We start from the raw sequence: 19,882 nt of genomic DNA, 5'->3' as shown, positions 1-19,882 counted from the left end.
CTCAGGCGAGCCGGATCACGTTCCAGGACAGCGGCTCCAGTACGGCGGTCAGGGTGCCGTCCTGGAGGGCGGTGCCCTCGACCTGGTGCGGGGCCACCCGCTCCGGGTCGGCCAGGGTGTTGCGGGCGTCCGGGTCGGCGTCCGCGAGGGCGCTGTGCTCGACGACCGAGGTCAAGTCGAGCCCGTTCAGGCCGACTTGGAGCGGGAGCGACTCGGTGCGGCTGCGGTTGACGGCGAACACCGTGACCGAACCGTCCTCGCCGCGCACCGCCGTGGCGTGCAGCAGGTCGGCCTCGCCGTACTGCTTCGTCTCGTGGGTCGGGGAGTCGACGCGGACGTCCAGGACCTGGCCCCGGCCGTACTTCGAGGCCTGCGCGAACGGGAAGAACGTCGTCTGCCGCCAGGCCGGGCCGCCGGGCTCGGTCATGATCGGCGCGATCACGTTGACGAGCTGGGCGAGGCAGGCGACGGTGACACGGTCGGCGTGCCGCAGCAGGGCGATCAGGAGCGAGCCGAAGACGACGGCGTCCATGACGCTGTAGTTGTCCTCCAGCAGACGCGGGGCCTCCGGCCAGTCGCCGGGGTCCGCGTTCTTGGTGTGCTCCTCCCAGTCAGCCGTGTACCAGACGTTCCACTCGTCGAAGGAGAGGTTGATCTTCTTCTTCGACTTCAGGCGGGCGCCCACGTGGTCGGCGGTCGCGACCACGTTCTCGATGAAGGACTCCATGTCGACGGCGGAGGCGATGAAGGAGTCGAGGTCGCCGTCGAGCGGCTGGTAGTAGGCGTGCAGCGAGATGTAGTCGACCAGGTCGTACGTCTCCTGGAGGACGGTCGCCTCCCATGCGGCGAAGGTCGGCATCGCCTGGGAGGAGGAGCCACAGGCGACGAGTTCCACGTCGGCGTCGATCTGGCGCATCGCGCGGGCCGTCTCGGCGGCGATCCTGCCGTACTCCTCGGCGGTCTTGTGGCCGGTCTGCCAGGGGCCGTCCATCTCGTTGCCGAGGCACCAGACCTTGATGCCGAAGGGCTCCTTGTCGCCGTGGGCGGCGCGCTGCTCGGAGAGGGCGGTGCCGGCGGGGTGGTTGGCGTACTCCTGGAGTTGCAGGGCCTCAGCCACTCCCCGGGTGCCCAGGTTGATCGCCATCATCGGCTCCGCCTGGGGGCCGACCTTCTTCAGGAACGCGATGTACTCGGAGAGGCCGAAACGGTTCGTCTCCGTCGAGCGCCAGGCCAGGTCGAGGCGGCGGGGGCGGGATTCGGCGGGGCCGACCGAGTCCTCCCACCGGTAGCCGGAGACGAAGTTGCCGCCGGGGTAGCGGATGGCCGTCACGCCGAGTTCGCGGACGAGGTCGAGGACGTCCTGCCGGATGCCGTCCTCGTCCGCGGTGGGGTGGTCCGGTTCGAAGATGCCGGTGTAGACGCAGCGGCCGAGGTGTTCCACGAAGGAGCCGAAGAGGCGGGGGTTGACTTCGCCGACCGTGAAGGCGGGGTCGAGGGTGAAGCGGGCGGTGCGCATGCGGGCCTTTCTGGGTTGAGTTTCGTCTGCGGCTTTGTGGGGGCTGGTCGCTCCCCCACTCTCGACTTCGCTCGAGCGGGGGACCCCCATCGCGGCGGAGCCGCATATCGATACGGCCCCGCGCCCCTAAAGGAGCTTTGGCCAGCCGGTGGTTGTCCAGCTCAAGGTGTTCAGCCCCAGCTTTGGGATCCCTGAATCCTCTCCGTCGTAGTAGTGGTATGCCAAGACATACTGACGCCGGTCGCGGGGTCGAGCCGGACCATGCGGAGGTGAAGGCCTTGCCGTGGTCGGTCCAGGTGCCGGGGAGGCCGGTCGGGGAGGTGGCGACGCCGATCGCGGAGTGGTTGCTGCCCCAGGAGGAGACGGCGTTGACGCGGTCCCCGGAGGTGCGGGCGCCGATGACGCCGCCGGTCGAACAGGCCACGTAGCCACCGGACTTGAGGCGCCAGTCTCGGGTGCTTCAACTCGGCACCTCCGTCGGTGAGTCACCGGCCCGCCGCGCGTCCGCTTCTTTCACGCCGTACTTGGCGAGCGGGTCCGGGCCCCGGGGATCCGGAAGACGGCCGGGCGTGCGGCCGGGTTCGGCCGCGGCCGGGAGGTGCCCGCGCTGCGGCTCACGTGGTCCCATGCCCCGCCCCTTGCCGGTAGGAGTCCCGTCATGTTCGAAATACCGTATAGCGCTCGCAACTTCGAACGGGACCGTAAAATCGAAGCGCGTCCACGTCAATGGGTTGAGCACAGTGCAACATTCATTCTCGGGGTCGATTTCCGGACACAGCGGTCGTTCCCGGTCCCACAACGGCCACCGAACGACATGACGTCGGCAGTTGTGGACGCGTAACCTCGGACCGGCTGTGCGGCGGACGGCGAGACGAGGGAGCGTACGACGTGGTGACGACCTTCCTCGGCGGGCTGTCCGATCACTCGAACACGACCCGACACGCCAGACGTTGGATCACCTCCGTCTCCTCCTTGGTGGAAGCGGCCGGTTTCCCGCTGCCGCGGCGACGGTGAGGTGGCTGAGTCGACGTATGTCCTGGCATATTGCAGCGGTGCGCACGAAGAAGGAGATGAGGCGGCTCGCCGGCGCCCTCATCGACCCCATGCGCGTCCCGGTCCCCGCCGAACCCGAGGCCCTGTTCGACGCGCTGGTCGACTCCGTCATCCGCTGGCGGGGACGTGAAATCGTGGTGCGCCGCGAGGTGTTCCCGCCGCACACCGCAAGCGGGCTCTGGCTGGAGGGCGACACCTACGACGTCATCGTGATCGACAAGCGGGCCGCCGCCTGGCATCAGATCGTGATCTTCTGCCACGAGGTGTGGCACATGCACCGGCGCACCACGGAGCGCCCTCCCCAGCTGACCGCCGAGCGCGGCCCCCGGCCCGTCGCCGCCCGCACCGACTTCAGCGTCGCCGACGAGCAAGAGGCGGACCGGTTCGGCATGTTGATGAGCGGGCGGCTGCGCCCCTGGCTGGAGTCCGCGGCCGGCACCGACTCCGCGTACGGCCCCGCCGAGACCGACGACGGTACGCAGCAGGGTGTCGCCGGGCGCATCGGCGCCGCCCTCAACTACCGCGGGACCAGAAAATGAGCGGCCTGATCAACTACCTCAGCTGCGGCCTGCTGTGGCTGGGCATGCTGGTCAAGGCCCCGGATCTCATACGCCATTGGCGCGACCCCTATCTCCGGGTCATCTGCGTACTCCTCGCCCTGGCCGGGGCCTGCTTCTTCCTCGGGGCGCCGCCCACCGTCGGCGCGGTCAACCGGCTCAGCGGCGTCCCCAACCTCGACGCACCGCTGACGTACGCGTCGATCACCGCGTACAGCGCGTCCTCCCAGGTCCTGATCGTCTACTGGCGGGGCGGACCGCACGTCCACCGCACCGCCCGCCGCTGGATCGTGGCCTACACGATCGTCCTGGTCGGCATCGCCGTGATGTTCGCGCTCGGCCACACCCCCGTGGAGCGCCGCACCGACTTCGACACCTACTACGCGACGACACCGTTCACCGCCGAGATGATCGTGCTGTATCTGGCCGGGCACCTCGCCGCCGTCAGTGTCACCACGGTCTCCTCGCTGCGCTGGGCCCGGCAGGTGCACGGCTGGCTGCGCGCCGGGCTGGTCACGCTGGGCGTCGGCTCGCTGTGCGGCGCCGGATACAGCCTGACCAAGTTCGCGGCGGTGATCGCGCGTTGGTTCGGACGGGACTGGACAAAGCTCGGTACGACCGTCTCGCCGGCCGCCGCCGGACTGGGCGCGGTCCTGATCGTCGTCGGCGTGCTGATCCCGCTGGCCGGCCCCCGCCTGACCCAGCGCCGGCAGGCCCGGCGGACGTACGCCCGCCTCGAACCGCTCGAACACGAACTGGACGAACTCCTCACCCGCCGTGCGCTACGGCTGCCCCGGCCGCGCTTCTCCTCCCCCGCGACCCGGCTGGTGTGGCGGCAGACCAGCATCCACAACGCGCTCGGCCACCTGGACGCGTTCTTCGACCGGGCCCTGTACGAGCGGACGCTGGAGGCCGTGGCGCGCACGACGGGCGGGGCGGAGCAGGCCGAGGCGACCGCGTGGGCGGCGGTCGTCGCCGCGGCCGTGGCCGAGGAGCGCGACCGTGACACCGGGGAACACGAGAGCGATCCGCACCTCGCGCCCGCCGGCGAACCGGGCGGGCTCCCCGACCGGGCTCCCAGCACGGCCCTCCTCGTGCCCATCGCCGACGCGCTGACCCGGTCCCCGCTCGTCGACGCCGCGCGGGTCCGCGCCGGTACGACGGAAGGGAGCACCCGGGCATGAGCCTCATGGTGTATCTCGCCGCCGCCGTGTTCCTGCTCTCCTGCACCGCCCTGCTGGCCCGGCCCTTGAACGCCCCTCGCGACCCGCTGACCGTGTCCACCTGCGCGGCGATCGTCCTCGGCTCCCTGGGCCTCGTCTGCGCGGCGCCGACGACGTTAAGTGCGGTCAACGGCCTGACCGGCATCCCGAACTTCGGCGCCCCCCTCACCTACGGCATGATCTCCGCGTACAGCTGCTCCCTGGTGATCCTGCTGTTCCAGTGGCGCGGCGGCTCCCCCGCCCGTGTCCGCCGCATGATGCTGCGCGGCATGGCCGCCTACGGCGCGCTGATCGTCGCCATCGTCGTGCTGTTCGCGCTGGGCGACGCGAGCACCGAGCGGCTCACCGACCTGGACACGTACTACGCCAACACGCCCTACGTGCGCGAGATGATCGTGCTCTATCTGCTCGGGCACAGCGCGGCCACCCTCGCCATGTGCGCCGTGTGCGTCTCCTGGGCCCGGGAGGTCACCGGTCTGCTGCGGACGGGGCTGCGACTGATCCTCGTCGGCACCCTGCTGGACGTGGTCGGCTTCCAACTCACCAAGTACACGTCGGTGGTGGCCCGTTGGACCGGTCACAACCTCGACTTCCTCTCCACCGGGGTGGCCCCGCCGATGGCCTCGCTGGCCGCCCTGACCTGCTCCGCGGGCTTCGCCCTGCCGAGGCTGCTGCCGGCGCTCCGCGCGCAACGGCGCGACCTGTGCGCGCTGCGCGGACTGGGCCCGCTCTGGTCGGAGGTCCGGTTCGCGTCCCTCGCCCCGAAGCCGCCCAGCGCGCTCTGGCAGCTGCCCCGGATGCGGCTGCACTGGCGTGAAGTGTCCATACACGACGGCCTGTTGGCGCTCGCCCCGTACTTCGACGACCGGCTGCGCGAACGCACCCGCGACGCCGCGCTGAACGAGGGCCGCTCCGCGCACGAGGCCCGGGTGGCGGCCGAGGCGGCGATGGTGGCCGACGCCGCCCGCCGCGCCGCCGCCCGCGAGGAGCCCTTCGGCACACCGAGCACCTACCGGCTCTACGCCACGGAGGTCTCCGACACCTGTGGCCTGGTCGAGCTGGCCCGGGCCCTCGCCCGCTCGCGGCTCGCCACGGCCGTACCGCAGAGTACGGTGAAGGCCACCCCGCGCTGACCCTCGGTCGCGCGAACACCCCTGTTACCAGGCTGATTTGAGGAGCCCCATGCCGCGGAGAGCTGTCGTCGTCGGTGCCGGTCTGGCCGGCCTGCTGGCCGCCGCCGCCCTGTCCGTCCACACGGACGAGGTGATCGTGCTGGACCGGGACGAGCTGCCCGACGGACCGGAGCACCGCAGGGGTCTCCCGCAGGGGCGCCACGCCCATCTGCTGATGTCCGGCGGCCTGGCCGCGATCGACGGCCTCGTGCCCGGCCCGAGCGTGCGCGAACAGCTGCTCGCCGCGGGCGCCCACGAGATCTCCCTCAGCTCGGGCATGCTCGCCCTGACCTCCGAGGGCTGGCTGCGCCGCTGGAAGCACGAGGGCCCCCGGATGCTCACCTGCACCCGCGCGCTGCTGGACTGGGTGGTGCGCTCGGCGGTCCTGGCCGGCACGAAGACCGAGATCCGTACGGCCCGGGGCCTGGACCTGCTCGGCGACGCCCGGCGCGTGACCGGCGTACGCATCTCAACGGACGCCGGGATCACGGAACTTGACGCCGACTTCGTGGTCGAGGCCAGTGGCCGCGGCTCCCGGATCGTGCGCTGGCTGGGAGCGCTCGGGGTCACCGGGATCGACGAGAAGACCGTCGACTCCGGCCTCGTCAACGCGACCCGGATCTACCGCAGGCCGGAGGGCGCCGAGCACTTCCCCCTCACGATCCTCCAGGCGAACCCGTACGCGTCCCGGCCCGGCCGCGCCGGAATGGTCCTGCCCATCGAGGGCGACCGCTGGATGGTCAGCCTCGCCGGCACCCGCGGCGGCGAACCGCCCGCCGACCCCGACGGCTTCCTCCAGTACATCCGCGACCTGCCGGACCCCATCCTCGGCCGTCTCGTCACCGGCGCCGAACCCCTGACGGACATCCACACCAGCCACAGCAGCAAGAACGTCCGCCGCTACCTGGAGAAGCTCCAGGACTGGCCCGCCGGCCTGGTCGTCCTCGGCGACGCCCTCGCCACCTTCAACCCGGCCTACGGACAAGGCATGTCGGTGGCCGCGCTCGGCGCACAGATACTCGCCCGCGAACTGGACCACGAGGGCTTCACCGCCCCCGGCCTCGCCGCCAAGGTCCAGCACGGAGTGGCCGCCCCCGTGGAGGGCGCCTGGGCCATGGCAGTGGGCCAGGACATCTGGTACCCCGAGACGAAGGGCCCCGAGCCGACCAGGGCGGACCGCCTGATCACCGGCTACTCCCGCCGCCTCCTCAAGTCGGCGACGGGTTCGTACAAGGCGGCGGCAGCACTGGCGGCGGTGACGAGCATGGAGGCGGACGCGTCAGCCTTGATGCGCCCCGGCACATTGCTGGCGGCCCTCAACGGCCCACTCCTGCCGCCGCTTTCGGGCCCGCCACTGACTCCGTCGGAACGACAAACACTGGCCGGCTTGGAGCGAGCGGCGAGCTGAGGCTCTGTCTCAAAACTCAACCCTCACCCGTCAAACGCAGGTTGCGCCAACCCCTTCCCCGCCCCCGGCACAACCAACAGCGAACCAGCAACAGGATGCGGCGAGTTGAGCCCCACCCGCGCTGTAGTGACGTAGAGGTCAGTCAAGTCCGCCCCGCCGAACGCACACGCGGTCACCAACGGCACAGGCAACGAAACGACCCGCTCCAACTCACCGTCCGGCGTATACCTCCGCACGGCACTCCCACCCCACAACGCCACCCACACACACCCATCGGCGTCGACAGTCAGCCCATCAGGAAACCCGGCGCCGGCCTCAACCTCAGCGAACCGCCGCCGCTTCGAAACCCGCCCGTCCGCGTACTCGAAGACATCGATCCGCCGCGTGGGCGAGTCGATGTAGTACATGAGCCGCCCGTCCGGACTCCACCCCGTCCCGTTGCTGACGGCCACGTCGTCGAGGACAAGCCGCACAGACCCGTCCCCGGTGATCCGGGACAACGTGCCGCCGCAAGCCGCCTCGTCGTACCGCATCGTCCCCGCCCACAGCGCCCCGTCCGGCGCCACGGCCGCGTCGTTGGCGCGCCGCCCGGGCACCGGCTCCCGGTGCAGCCACCGGAACTCCCCGTCGGGATCGACGAGCCCGACCCCGTCCCGGAGATTGAGGACCAGCCCCCCGCCGACCCGGGGCTTCGCCGCGCCGACGTGCTGTTCGGTCACCCGGACCGTACGCGCGCCGGTCGCGGGGTCGTACGTATGGACCCTGGAGCCGAGGATGTCGATCCAGATCAGCCGCCCGGCCGCCGCGTCCCACGTCGGCCCCTCGCCGAGGGTGGCCTCGGCCCGTACCGCCACTTCGTACGTCATGCCACGCTCCGGTGTCCGAGTCGCTCCGACAGTTCGGCGGCACCCTTCGCGGCGAGCTGCTCCAGTTCGACGCGGCGCTCGTCGCTCCAGCGGATCATGGGGACGGAGATGGAGAGCGCGGCGACGACCTGGCCGGTGCGGTCCCGGACCGGAGCAGCCACACAGGACACATCCGGATTCGACTCACGACTCTCGACCGCGACCCCGCGCGACCGGATCTCGGCGAGAGCCTCCCGCAGGGCGTCCGGTTCGACGATGCTGTTGGGCGTCATCGCGACCAGTGACGCACCCGCGGGGATGCGTGCGGTGAGCTCCGGCTCGGGGAGGGAGGCCAGCAGCATCTTGCCCACGGAGGTGCAGTGGGCGGGCAGCCGGCGGCCGGCCGCCGACACCATGCGCACCGCGTGCGTGGAGTCGACCTTGGCGATGTAGATGACGTCGGTGCCTTCGAGGATGGCCACGTGCACGGTCTCGTCGCAGGTCTCGGCGACGGACCGGGCGACCTGCTGGCCCTCGGCGGCGAGGTCGAGCTGCTCGGCGTACCGGCTCCCGAGCTGGTACGGACGGACTCCGAGCCGGTAGCGTCCGGGTTGTCCGGGCATGGGCACGATGTACGACCGGGCGGAGAGAGTGGTGACGAGTTCGTGCACGGTGGTGCGCGGCAGTTGCAGCTTGCGCACGATGTCGGGGGCGGAGAGCGTCCCGTCCCCGTCGAGGAAGAGCTCAAGGATGTCGAGAGCCCGGGTCACGGCAGGTACGAGGCGTCCCACAACCGGCCCCCTTCTTGGATGTCGATGAGTGGCTGCGTCAGCTGGCGTGTTCGAAATTTCAACTGACGATCGGGATAACGAACACAGGCTAGCCATAGAGGGTTGCACGGGCAATGGTCGGGTGACCGCCCGACTACCGCCGGGCCCGCGGATCGCCCAGCGCACCGCGCAACCGCTGGGCCCGCAGCACGAGTTCCAGCTCGAAGCGCCGGTCGGGATTGTCGATCTCGCCGCCCCACAGTTCGCGGATCTGGCGCAGCCGGTAACGCACGGTCTGCGGGTGCACACCGAGCCGCGCGGCCACCTCCGGCGCCCCGCCCCGGGTCTCCAGCCAGGCCAGCAGGGTCTCCGCGAGCCGCCGCCCGTGCGTCGGCCCGCAGTGCGCGAGCGGCGCCAGACACCGCAGCGCGAGATCGTCGATCAGCTCCTCGGGCTGCAGCAGGACCAGCGCCTCGGTGTGCTCGGTGCAGTACAGAACGCCTCCGGCCGGCAACAGCCCCCGCTCCATCAGCCCTACGGCGGCCTCGGCCCAGCGCGCCGACTTCACCGCGTCGGCCAGCGGCACCGGGGGCCCGATCGCGCCGGCCCAGCCGGTCAGCGCGCGGTGCAGCAGCTCGGGGCGGCCGGCCGCGTCCGGTTCCGGGACGACCATGCGGGGCTGCTCGTACTCCATGTCGAGCAGGACCTCCTGGCCCACGGCGGGGGCGACGGCCTCGCGGGCCGGGCGCAGCAGGACGCCGACGGAGACCTTGTCGGGCAGCGGCCAGCCGATGCGGGCGGCGCGTTCGGAGAGCACCTCGGCCGGGTCGCCGCGGTGATGTTCGGCAAGGAGGAGTTCCATCAGCCGGCGCTGGAGGCGCAGCCGCTCCCCCGCCTGTCTCGCAGCGGCCTCCGCGTAGCCGCGCACGGACTGATCGACCAGCCCGTCCAGGTACTCGTAGCCCGCGTCGACGAGTTCGTACATCGCGGGCGGCGGGATCTCGACGCGCTGGCCGATCTCGGCGAACCGCCGCCAGGCCAGCCGTACGCCCATGCGGTAGATCGCCTGGAGCGAGTCGAGGCTGCGGCCGTTGAGGCCCTCGCCGCGCCCGAACTCCTGGAAGACGCCCGGCGGTACGGTCGGGCGGCCCTCGGCGGTCTCCAGGTGCTGGACGAAGACCTCGATGGCGCGGCGGATGCCGATCAGGGCCATGGGTTCGCCCGAGTCGTCGAGGACCAGGGGCAGTTGGGGATGCTCGCGGCGGATCTCGCGCAGGATCTCCTCGGCGAGCACGGGCGCCTCGGCCATGGCGATCGCGGCGAACTCGCGCACCTGGGGGCGTGGCACGTCGAGCCATGCCGAGCGTGCCGTCACGGTCGCCGGTCGAGCGGCCATGGGGTCAACTCCCTTGACCCGCTTGCTCGTAGGTGATCAGGGGCGTGTTCGGCTGGTCGGGCCTGGCGTCGAGCAGCGCGACGACACCGAGTGCGGCGCCGACGGCGAGGGCGGCGGCAAGAGCCACGGTGAGTACGGCGGCGAGCAGTCTGGACATCGCAGGGTCGGCCTCTCTGTCCTGAGGTTCTGTCCCGAGGTCGTCCGCCCCTGCCCGTCGGCCCAGTGTCGGCAGACATTGACACTCCGTCAAGGGGCGCCTACGGTTCCCGGCCCAAGGGCCGGCCCGAACTCCTTCACCGAATTCACTGGAGTGTCCGGATGCGCCGTACAGCCTCTCCACTTTCCTTGATTCTCCTGGGACTTGGCACGTTTCTGCTGGTCCTGGCGCCGCTGCTGGCCTGGTACGTCGAGCCGCGGGCCGCCGTGACGCCGATCGACATCGACACGACCGCCGTGTACCGGGGCACCGGAAGCTACTTCGACACCGGTGAGTTGCGGACCGTCGACGACCAGCGGATCACTGTCACCCAGCAGGTGCGCGGCGATGTCGCGGACAGCGAGAAGAGCGGGGACGCGGTGTGGGACGTCACCACGACCGTCGACACCGACAAGTCCCTGCCGGCCGCCGATCCGCACGACGCGCTGGAGTTCTTTCCCAACCGCTGGGTCACGGACCGTAAGACGAACCAGCCGGTGCACTGCTGCCACGAGAACCCGCACTTCGAGGGCGACGCCTACCTGAAGTTCCCGTTCGACGTGCGGAAACAGCCGTACCAGTGGTGGGACAACTCCCTTGGCGGGACGGTCACTCTGCGCTACTCGGGGACCAAGAAGGTGCAGGGCTACTCGGGTTATGTCTTCAAGGGCACGGTCCCGCCCACGAAGATCGGCACCCGGCTGGTCCCCGGCAGCCTCGTCGACCAGCCCGACTCCCCCCAGATCCTGGCCGAGGAGTGGTACTCCAACCACGGCATCGAGCTGGTCGTCGACCAGCGCACCGGCCGGGTGATCTACGCCCAGACCGGCCCCCGCCGCACCCTGCGCGCCCCCGGTCACGCCTACGACGCGGTCCTCCTCCTGGACGCCGACAAGCTCGCGTTCACCACGGCCACGCAGCAGGAACAGGTGAAACTGGCGAAGAAGGAGAGCGGTCAACTGCGCCTGGTGGGGCAGTCGTTGCCGATCGGTACCGCTGTGGCCGGATTCGTCCTGGCCGTGATCGGCGGCGTTTTGGTGCTACGAGGACGCCGGCGCCCCGAATCGCCCGCTTCGCCCGAGTATCCGCCCACGATGTGACGTGACGTCAGTTCTAATAACCCCGGAAATTGTCACGCGGGTGAGTAGCCGTCAGGAACGCCGAAGCGAAAACTGTCCACCCACCCGAGCACAGCCCGCCCACAGAACTCCGCACCGCGCCCGCCCTTGGCCGCCCTTGCCACCCCTTGTCCCCGCAGAGTTCCGCACCCCGAGACGAGTTGGAGCACCCATGCCCCAGCACGTGCCCCACCAGCTGCGCACCGCGTCTCCGCCGGCCGCGCAGTACCCCCCGGCGCCGGTGCCGCAACCGCGCCGCATCGTTTTCCTCGCCCACCGGGACCTCGACAACCCCTCGGCCGGCGGCTCCGAACTCCTCGTGGACAGACTCGCCGACGGCCTGACCCGGCTCGGCCACCAGGTGACCCTGTTGTGCGGCGGCCCCGTGGCCTACCGCGACTACCGGGTCGTGTCGGCGGGCGGTACCTACGGCCACTTCCTGCGCGCCCGTACGGCGTTCACCCGGCGGATCGGTGACTGCGATCTGCTGGTCGAGGTGTGCAACGGCATGCCCTACTTCGCTCCCGTCTGGCATCACGGGCCGACCATCTGCCTGGTCAACCATGTCCACACCGATGTGTGGAGGATGCGGTTCGACGGCCCGATGGCCCCGGCGGCGAGAATCGGCCGACGGCTCGAACAGTGGGCGCTGACCGGGGCGCAGCATCGTGGCCTGCTGGTCGCGGTCTCTCCCTCCACCGCACACGCGCTGCGCGGGATCGGGATCGAGCGGGACCGGATCCGGGTCGTCCACAACGGAGTCGAAGAACCTGGTCCTTGTGCCGAGCGCTCGCCGGAGCCGTTGTTCGTGGCAGTGGGGCGGCTTGTCGAGTACAAGCGGATCGATCTGCTGCTACGGCTGTGGGAGCGGGTACGTCCCGTGGTCGGCGGGCGTCTTCTGATCGTCGGTGACGGTCCTGAGCGTGAGTCTCTGGAGCGACTCGCGGGGCCCGGGGTGGAGTTCACGGGCCATGTCTCGGAGGCGGAGAAACACCGACTCCTTTGCGCGGCTTGGTTGTTGCTGCATCCTTCCGCGTTGGAGGGGTGGGGGCTGGTGGTGACGGAGGCCGCCGCCCGGGAGACGCCGGCGATCGCCTTCGACGTGCCTGGGCTTCGGGACTCCGTCGTGGACGGGGAGACGGGGGTACTGGCTCGGGGGGAGTCTTCCTTCGCGGCAGCCTGGTGTGCGCTTGCGCTGTCCGCGCATCGCCGTGAGTTGATGGGCAAGGCGGCTCGTGATCGGGCGGCGCGCTATCGCTGGCACCGGACCGTCAGACAGTTTCGAGCGGTTGCCTCTGAGGCGGTGAGGGGCTGGGGGTCGTGACGCCCGTGCGGGTGCGTCGTGGCTGGTCGCGCAGTTCCCCGCGCCCCTTTAGGGGCGCCACAGTGGACCGGCGGTTCAAAGATCCGTCTCTTCGTCGATCTCTCTCCCTCTTTCGTGCCTTCCTGCATGAGCAGGACGATCCGGAGGCCTGTTACGCGCTCCTCGCCCTTGACGCTGCCGATCAGGTCGAGGCTTACGACGGGTCCCTCGCCGGACGCACGGTCGTCGATGTCGGCGGTGGCAGTGGCTACTTCACCGAGGAGTTCCGGCGGCGCGGGGCCCACGCCTACCTTTTCGAGCCCGACGTACGGGAGTTGGGGGAGAAGCCGCCGGACGGGACGGTCGTCGCGGACGGGTATCTGCTGCCGCTGTCCGACGGGGTCGCCGATGTGACCTTCTCGTCCAACGTCCTTGAGCATGTGGCCGATCCGCAGACGTTTCTCAGTGAGCTGGCGCGGGTGACCCGGCCCGGTGGGCTGATCTATGTGTCGTTCACCAACTGGCTGTCCCCGTGGGGCGGTCACGAGTGGGCGCCCTGGCACTACCTCGGTGCCGAACGGGCCCGCGCCCGCTACCGGCGCCGTACCGGCAAGGCCGCCAAGCACACCCTCGGCGAGAACCTGTTCGCCGTGCACATCGGTGCCACCCTGCGGCAGGTCCGTGCCCGCGACGACGTCATGGTCGTCGCGGCGCGCTCCCGCTACTGGCCCTTCCTCGACCGAGCCGTCGTCAAGGCGCCCGGGATAAGGGAGTTGGCCACCTGGAACCTCCTCCTCATCCTCCGGCGGTGTCCACGATGACGGCGACCACGGTCCAGACACCGCCTCCGGCGGCCGACCCCACCATCGCGACCCTGGCGGGGCCCCCGGAGGGTCCGCGGTCGTGGCGCTGGCTGCTGGGGTTCTGGGCCGTGGTGTTCGTGCTGTTCCTGGCCGTGCACCCGGGTCGGCAGACCTTCGACACGAAGCTCGGCGTCACCGTCGACCCGGGCCAATTCCTCTCCGATCTGGGCCAGTTGTGGCACGACCGGGGTTCCTTCGGCGGTATCCAGGACCAGTACGCCGGCTATCTCTGGCCGATGCTGCCGTTCTACTGGCTGGCCCACGCCGTGCACCTGCCGGTGTGGCCGGCGGAACGCCTGTGGCTGTCCCTCGTCGTCTCGGTCGCCTTCTGGGGCGCGCTGCGGCTGGCCGAGCGGCTGCGGGTCGGGAGCCCGGTGTCCCGGCTGCTCGCCGCCGTGACCTATGCGCTGTGGCCGGTGTTCACGATCGTCGTCGGCTCTACGTCGGCCGCCGCGCTTCCCGGCGCCTTCCTTCCCTGGGTCCTGCTGCCGCTGACCAACGAGCGCTGCACGGCCCGTGTGGCCGCCCTGCGCTCGGCGCTGATCGTCCCGTTCATGGGCGGAGTCAACGCGGCGGCGACCCTCGCGTCCCTGTTCCCGGTGGGTCTGTATCTGCTCTCCCGCCCGGCCGGACCACGGCAGCGCAAGCTGATCGCCTGGTGGGTGCCGGGGGTCGTTCTGGCTACGGCATGGTGGTGGATCCCCCTCCTCATGCTCGGTGTCTACGGCGAGAACTTCCTTCCCTACGTGGAGACTTCGCAGACCACGACGGACACCATGTCGGCGACGGAGGGCCTGCGCGGAGCCGGTGACTGGGTCGCCTATCTGCACCTCGGCGAGGCCTGGATACCGGCCGGCTGGACGGTCGCCTCCTCGGTGATCGTGATCGTCTGCTCGGCACTCGCGGCGGGCCTCGGGCTAGCGGGACTGGCCCGCCGGGACATGCCGGAGCGGCGCTGGCTGGTGCTGGTCGCGGTGTCGGTCGCGCTGATCCTGTTCGCCGGGTACGGCGGCTCGTTCGGGGCGCCCTTCCACGGGCTGGTGCAGGACTGGCTGAACGGCCCGCTCGTGCCCTTCCGCAACATCTACAAGTTCCAGGCGGGGCTCGCTCTCGCTCTCGTCCTGGGCCTGGCCCACCTCGTGGGCGTGGCCGCCGAGTCGCGGGGCGCCCGCCGGGTCCGGGGGCGCCGGCTCGCCCCGCTGGTCGCGGTGGTCCTGGTGCTCCCCGGCCTGGCGTGGCCGTATCTCAACGGGTCGATCCTGAACCCGGGTTCGTTCCAGCAGCTCCCCAAGTACTGGCAGTCCACGGCCGATTGGCTGCACAAGTACTCCCCCGACTCCCGCGCCCTGGTCGTCCCTGCGACCGCGCACGGCATCTACACCTGGGGCTCCCCCATCGACGAGCCCCTGGATGTCCTGGCCGACTCCCGCTGGGCGGAGCGCGACTACGTCCCGATGGGCACCCCCGGCAACCGGCGCGCGATGGACGCGGTGGAACAGGCACTGGACTCCGGCGGCGAAGTCCCGGGCCTGGCCGACTACTTGAGCCGGGCCGGCATCTACTACGTCGTCGTCCGCAACGACCTCGACCCCGACCAGATCGGCTATGTCCCGACGACCACCGTCAAACGCACCCTGGAACAGTCCGGCTACCAGCGGGTGACCGGCCTCGGCCCGGTCATGACCGGCGGCCGGATCGCGGGCGGCACCCCGCTCCAGGTCGAGGGCCTCTACCCGCGCCAGCGGGCGGTGGAGATCTACGAGCCGACGGGCAAGGACGTCGTACGGCCGGGCCAGGCGGGCCTGACGCCGGTGGCCGACACGGCGGTGGTCTCCGGCGGACCGGAGTCGATCCTGCCCCTGGCCACCGAACTCCGGGGCCGGGCAACGGTGTTGACCGGTGACAACCACCCGGGGCTCGGCTCCCCCGCCCTCCAGATACTCGGCGACGGACTGCGCCGCGCGGACACCCGGTTCGGACTGGTCGACGCCAACACGTCGTACACGTACACCCCCGACGAACGCAACGCGCCGGACGCCGTCCAGGACGCGGGCAAGAAGCCGAAACAGATCCTGCCGACCAAGGGCATCGCCCATCAGACGGTGGCCGAGCTGCGCGGCGCCCGCTCGGTGACGGCGTCCTCCAGCGGCAACTGGCTGTTCCAGCTGCCCCAGTTCGACCCGGTGAACGCCTTCGACGGCAACCCCGACACCGCGTGGGCGGAGGGCGCGGCGGGCTCCCCGAACGGGCAGTGGCTGCGCATCGGCTTCACGGGCGGGTCGTACGACATGCCGAGTTCGTTCAAGGTGACCCCGCTCCCGCAGGAGAGCGTGCGGGCGGCGGCGACGGAGGTGCGGGTGGAGACGGCGAAGGGGTCGGCGACCAGCTACCTCCAGCCGAACGGCATGACGCAGACGATCAAAGCCCCTTCAGGCACGACGAGTTGGATGAAGCTGACGATCGTCGACTCGGTGGCCCGCCGCACCGGTCTCACCGGCGCGGGCTTCTCCGAGATCGCCCTGCCGCATGTCCAGGTCACCCGGCTCCTGAAACTCCCCACCGACGCGAACAGCTCCGACGCCGCCGCCGAGATCGTCTCCCTGCACCGCACGGCCGACCCGACCGGACTCTCCCCGACGGGCACGGAAGCGGGCCTGCACCGCACGTTCTCGACGTCGACGGCGGGAACGTACGAGATGAAGGCGAGCGCGGTGGCGATCCCCGGCGAGGAGTTGGACAAACTCCTCTACGAGGTGGCCCCCGCCCAGCAGCACCGCATCACGGCGACGGCGGACTCCACGGCGGCGCTCGGGGCAGGCCTCTCGGCCCGCAACCTGACGGACGGCGACCTGACGACGGGCTGGGTGGCGGGCGACCGCCCCACGATCCATCTGTCCTGGACCGGTAAACAGGCCGTGGGTGAAGTGGTGTTGGCGCCCGCGGGCGGTCTGTCGACCCGGGCGACCGAGGTCGACATCAGCTCGCCCGACGGCGCGACGATCGCCGGCGTCGACGAGAACGGCGTGGTCCGCTTCGACCCGATCACCACGGACCATCTCGACATCACGATCACGAAGACGGCCCCGCTCACGCTCCACAACCCGGTGGCCGACGAGAACCTCCAACTCCCCGTGGGCCTGACCGAGGCGTACATCCCGGCCCTCGACCAGTACCGCACCCCCCAGCCCGACCCCGCCCGCACCTTCACGCTGGCCTGCGGAAAGGGCCCGGTGGTGGCGGTGGACGGCGAGCTGTACCAGACGAGCGTGACGGGGACGGTACGGGACCTGACCGAGCGCCGGGCCGTGCAGGTGACGCTCTGCCAGGAAGGCCGGGACGACCCGGCATTGGAGCTGACGTCGGGCACGCACCGGGTCGAGGCGGGCGACGCGGGACCCCTCTCCCTGACAGACGTGACACTGACCCGCGGAAGTGTCACACCGGCGACGGACGCCGGTCGGGGGCTGCGGGTCCTGGACTGGCTGGGCGACCGCCGAGAGGTGACGCTCGGCTCGGGCACGGCCTCGTACCTCACCACGTACGAGAACTACAACGACGGCTGGAAAGCCGCCCTGAACGGCAAGGAGCTGTCCCCGGTCCGCCTGGACGGCTGGCAACAGGGCTGGCGCGTCCCCGCAGGCGCGGGCGGCACGATCAAGCTGTCCTACACCCCGGCGACACCATACGAGGCAGGCCTCATCGGCAGCGGAGTAGCCCTGGCCGCCCTCCTGGCCCTGGTGATCTGGCGCCGCCACGAGCCCAACCCCGACGAGTTCCAACCACCCCCACCACTCCCGGGCCTGTGGCTGGGCACGGTGGCGCTGACGCTGGTGGGAGTGGTGATCGCGGGCTGGTTCGCCCTACTGGTACCGGCGCTGGCGTTGCTCGCGTACCGCCGCCACGCGTTGCTCGTCCCGATCGCGTTCGTGGCGCTGGCGGGCGCGGGAATCGTGGCGGCGACGGGCGCCGGCGACCCGGTGGGCGCGGGCGAGGGAGCGTTCAGCCGCACGGCCCAACTCCTCGCGCTGATCGGCTTGTTCGCGGGCCTGGTGAGCGTACGGGAGTGGCGGGACCCGCAGACCCCGGACTCGACGCTGGTCCTGCCACCGTCACCGTCACCGACACCGCTGCCGCAACGGGAGCGGGGGACGAGCGCGATGGGCGAGCAGCCGGGAGGCGAGGGAAGTCCAAGTACCTGGGAGGAGCTGGCCGGACGGTGGTCGGAGACCGAACCGGAGCCGGACGCTGTGGAGGGCCCAGGGGCGATCGAGTCCGGCCCCACGATCTCGGCGCGCGGCCCGAGCCACCGGGAGTCTCGGCCGACGTCACCACAAGGTGCCCCTGAAGGGGCGCGGGGCCGTGACATAAGCGGCTCCGCCGCGCGGGCGCGACCAGCCCCCACGCACCCGCACGAAAAGGACGACCCCCGATGACCACACTCGACCACCCCCGCTCCCCCACCCGCATCTCCTTCCCCACAGTCGACGAAATAGCCCGCCACTGCCACCAGTCCACCGAACCGGAAACCGTCCACATAGAGGTCCATCTCCCCGGCCCGCTCGACCCGGAACGGCTCCGCGCCGCGTTCACGCGGGCCCTGCACCACCACCCCCGCATCCTCATGCGCGAGGCCCCGGGCCCCTGGTACCGCCGCCGCTACGAATGGGAGTTGACCGACGACCCGGACGTAGAGGTGGTGACCTTCCCACCCCCCACCCGAGACGCCCTGAAACACGCCCGCACCCGTTCCCTGGACCACACCCCGCCCCTGACCGCATCCCCACCCATCCGCCTGGAAGCCGTCGGACTCCCCCACGGAACCGCCCTCCTCCTCACCGTCAACCACACCGCCCTGGACGGCCCCGCCTGCCTCCGCATCCTCGCCACCGCGGCGGAGCTGTACGGCGGTCACTCCAACGCCCCGACCGCCCCGCCGACCCGCCCCCCGGACACCCCCGAGCCCCCCACGCCCACCCCGTCCGTATGGACCCCGCCCGCCCGCGTCGCCCCCGGCACCCCCGACCCCTCCCCCGGCGGCAACGGCCTCCTCCTCACCGAACTCGGCGTCCCGCACCGCCCCAAGGGCTCCCCGTACACCGTGAACGACCAACTCATGGTCACGACGGCCCTGATGATCGCCCACTGGAACCGCGAACACGGCCAGCACCCCCGCCCGCTGCGCGTCACGATGCCCGTCGACGACCGCCCCCGAGGCACCGACATGCCCATCGGCAACGGCACCCGACTCGTCGAAGTGACCTTCGCCCCGCACGAGTTGACCACCGACCCCGCCGAGATGGGCGAACTGCTCCACCGCACAGCGACCCGCACCCGCGCGCTGAAGGCCCTCCCCCGCCCCCAACTGGGCCACGGGGCAGCTCTGCTGACCGCTCCCGTCGTCCCCGTGGCCTGGCGGGCGAGCCTCACCCGGGGCCTGCGCAGAGCCGCCGCGCCCTGGACCTCGACCACCCTCCTGAGCAACATCGGCCGTATCCCGTACGCCCTGGACTTCGGCGGCACCGCGGGCCGCGCGCACGCCGTGTGGTTCTCGGCCCCGGCCCGGATGCCCCGCGGCCTCACCGTGACCACCGCCTCCACCGCCGGAAAGCTGCACGTGGCCCTGCGCTGGTCGCGCACCCTCCTCGGCCCGGGCGACGGCGCCCACCTCCGCGACCTGTTCGAGCACTACCTGCACACGACGGAGGAGCACGAGGCATGACGACCACCGCCCCGCACCACCCCGGCCTCCGCGACTTCTACGAGAACCCCGCCGTCCCGGTCGCCTCCGGCCCGTCCCGCACCCTCCGCCAGGCCCGCGTCCTGGCCGCCGCCCTCGGCCCGGCCACCCGACATCCCCGCACCGTCCTCGACATCGGCTGCGGCGACGGCACGGCGGCCGCCACCGCCGCACCCCTCCTCACCGGCCACCGCGTCATCGGCGTCGACTGGTCCCAGGACGCCCTGGCCCGCGCCCGAACTCACCTTCCGTACACGGTCCGTGGGGAACTCACCGCGCTGCCGCTGCGGACGGCCGCCGCCGACGCCGTGCTGTTCAGCGAGGTGATCGAGCATCTCGTCGACCCGGACACGGCGCTCGCCGAGATCCACCGTGTCCTGCGCCCGGGAGGCCATCTCATGCTGTCCACACCGAACTTGGCCGCCTGGTACAACCGCGCCCTGCTGCTCGCCGGCGTCCAGCCCGTGTTCTCGGAGGTGAGCCTGCGCGCGATCCACGGCCGCCCGGGCAAGGAGGTCGTAGGACATCTGCGGCTCTACACCCCGCGCGCGCTACGGGAGTTCGTGACGGCGGCCGGCTTCGAGGTCGTAGGACTCAAGGGCGCCCCCTTCCACGGCGTACCGCGCCCGCTACGTCCCCTCGACCGACTGGCCTGTGCCAGACCGCAGTTGGCGTCGATCCTGCTGCTGCACGCGCGAAAGACGTAGGGGGCGCGGCCGTGTGGT

Annotated in this window: 16 protein-coding genes and 1 pseudogene; 10 read left to right on the top strand and 7 right to left on the bottom strand. The window is 71.1% G+C overall.

Translation table 11 applies throughout. The features are described from left to right. Position 1 precedes the first annotated feature (1 nt). From OH768_RS35990 to OH768_RS35980, 3 genes and pseudogenes are all read right to left on the bottom strand, one after another. Positions 2-1,516, bottom strand: a complete 1,515-nt coding sequence (locus OH768_RS35990; protein ID WP_406460111.1) for an alpha-N-arabinofuranosidase — start codon at positions 1,514-1,516, stop codon at positions 2-4. Positions 1,517-1,760: 244 nt separating this feature from the next. Next, positions 1,761-1,961, bottom strand: a pseudogene (locus tag OH768_RS35985) (arabinan endo-1,5-alpha-L-arabinosidase); the annotation flags it as partial. Between the two features lie 15 nt (positions 1,962-1,976). Then, on the bottom strand, positions 1,977-2,144 hold the full coding sequence (locus OH768_RS35980; protein WP_406460110.1) for a hypothetical protein: 168 nt from the start codon (positions 2,142-2,144) through the stop codon (positions 1,977-1,979). Positions 2,145-2,568: 424 nt separating this feature from the next. Here OH768_RS35980 and OH768_RS35975 point away from each other — a divergent pair, with 424 nt between their 5' ends. From OH768_RS35975 to OH768_RS35960, 4 genes are read left to right on the top strand one after another with little or no spacing between them, the layout of a single operon-like run. Beyond that, a complete protein-coding gene (locus OH768_RS35975; RefSeq protein ID WP_406460109.1) occupies positions 2,569-3,108 on the top strand; it encodes a toxin in 540 nt (179 codons plus the stop codon). Further along, on the top strand, positions 3,105-4,310 hold the full coding sequence (locus OH768_RS35970; RefSeq protein ID WP_406460108.1) for an MAB_1171c family putative transporter: 1,206 nt from the start codon (positions 3,105-3,107) through the stop codon (positions 4,308-4,310). The genes OH768_RS35975 and OH768_RS35970 overlap by 4 nt, the downstream gene beginning before the upstream one ends. Next, a complete protein-coding gene (locus OH768_RS35965; protein WP_406460107.1) occupies positions 4,307-5,482 on the top strand; it encodes an MAB_1171c family putative transporter in 1,176 nt (391 codons plus the stop codon). The genes OH768_RS35970 and OH768_RS35965 overlap by 4 nt, the downstream gene beginning before the upstream one ends. 49 nt (positions 5,483-5,531) lie before the next feature. After that, complete coding sequence (locus tag OH768_RS35960; RefSeq protein WP_406460106.1) at positions 5,532-6,929, top strand: NAD(P)/FAD-dependent oxidoreductase; 1,398 nt, start codon at positions 5,532-5,534, stop codon at positions 6,927-6,929. Between the two features lie 23 nt (positions 6,930-6,952). On the opposite strand, the gene OH768_RS35955 is transcribed toward OH768_RS35960, so the two are convergent. The 4 genes from OH768_RS35955 to OH768_RS35940 form a co-directional block, all read right to left on the bottom strand. Next, a complete protein-coding gene (locus tag OH768_RS35955) occupies positions 6,953-7,795 on the bottom strand; it encodes an SMP-30/gluconolactonase/LRE family protein (RefSeq protein ID WP_406460105.1) in 843 nt (280 codons plus the stop codon). Next, entirely contained in the window at positions 7,792-8,565 is a 774-nt protein-coding gene (locus OH768_RS35950; RefSeq protein ID WP_406460104.1) for an IclR family transcriptional regulator, read from the bottom strand. Before OH768_RS35950 ends, OH768_RS35955 begins: the two co-directional genes overlap by 4 nt. 133 nt (positions 8,566-8,698) lie before the next feature. Then, positions 8,699-9,940, bottom strand: a complete 1,242-nt coding sequence (locus OH768_RS35945) for a helix-turn-helix domain-containing protein (protein WP_406460103.1) — start codon at positions 9,938-9,940, stop codon at positions 8,699-8,701. Between the two features lie 4 nt (positions 9,941-9,944). After that, complete coding sequence (locus OH768_RS35940) at positions 9,945-10,097, bottom strand: hypothetical protein (RefSeq protein ID WP_406460102.1); 153 nt, start codon at positions 10,095-10,097, stop codon at positions 9,945-9,947. Positions 10,098-10,258: 161 nt separating this feature from the next. On the opposite strand from OH768_RS35940, the gene OH768_RS35935 reads away from it, so the two are divergent. The 6 genes from OH768_RS35935 to OH768_RS35910 all read left to right on the top strand — a co-directional run bounded on the left by OH768_RS35935 (position 10,259) and on the right by OH768_RS35910 (position 19,864). Continuing rightward, positions 10,259-11,236: a DUF3068 domain-containing protein gene (locus OH768_RS35935; RefSeq protein ID WP_406460101.1), complete on the top strand. Its 978-nt coding sequence runs from the start codon at positions 10,259-10,261 to the stop codon at positions 11,234-11,236. A gap of 190 nt (positions 11,237-11,426) precedes the next feature. After that, positions 11,427-12,578, top strand: a complete 1,152-nt coding sequence (locus OH768_RS35930) for a glycosyltransferase family 4 protein (RefSeq protein ID WP_406460100.1) — start codon at positions 11,427-11,429, stop codon at positions 12,576-12,578. Positions 12,579-12,640: 62 nt separating this feature from the next. Next, a complete protein-coding gene (locus OH768_RS35925; RefSeq protein WP_406460099.1) occupies positions 12,641-13,378 on the top strand; it encodes a class I SAM-dependent methyltransferase in 738 nt (245 codons plus the stop codon). Beyond that, positions 13,375-17,853: an alpha-(1->3)-arabinofuranosyltransferase family protein gene (locus OH768_RS35920; RefSeq protein WP_406465589.1), complete on the top strand. Its 4,479-nt coding sequence runs from the start codon at positions 13,375-13,377 to the stop codon at positions 17,851-17,853. Before OH768_RS35925 ends, OH768_RS35920 begins: the two co-directional genes overlap by 4 nt. Next, a complete protein-coding gene (locus tag OH768_RS35915) occupies positions 17,850-19,139 on the top strand; it encodes a condensation protein (protein WP_406460098.1) in 1,290 nt (429 codons plus the stop codon). The genes OH768_RS35920 and OH768_RS35915 overlap by 4 nt, the downstream gene beginning before the upstream one ends. Continuing rightward, positions 19,136-19,864, top strand: coding sequence for a methyltransferase domain-containing protein (locus OH768_RS35910; protein ID WP_406460097.1), 729 nt, complete (start codon positions 19,136-19,138; stop codon positions 19,862-19,864). The genes OH768_RS35915 and OH768_RS35910 overlap by 4 nt, the downstream gene beginning before the upstream one ends. Positions 19,865-19,882: the final 18 nt, after the last annotated feature.

This window comes from Streptomyces sp. NBC_01622 (assembly GCF_045209635.1).
Classification (GTDB): Bacteria; Actinomycetota; Actinomycetes; order Streptomycetales; family Streptomycetaceae; genus Streptomyces.
Note: the sequence above shows the minus strand (reverse complement) of the source record. Positions and strands in the feature narration are given on the sequence as shown.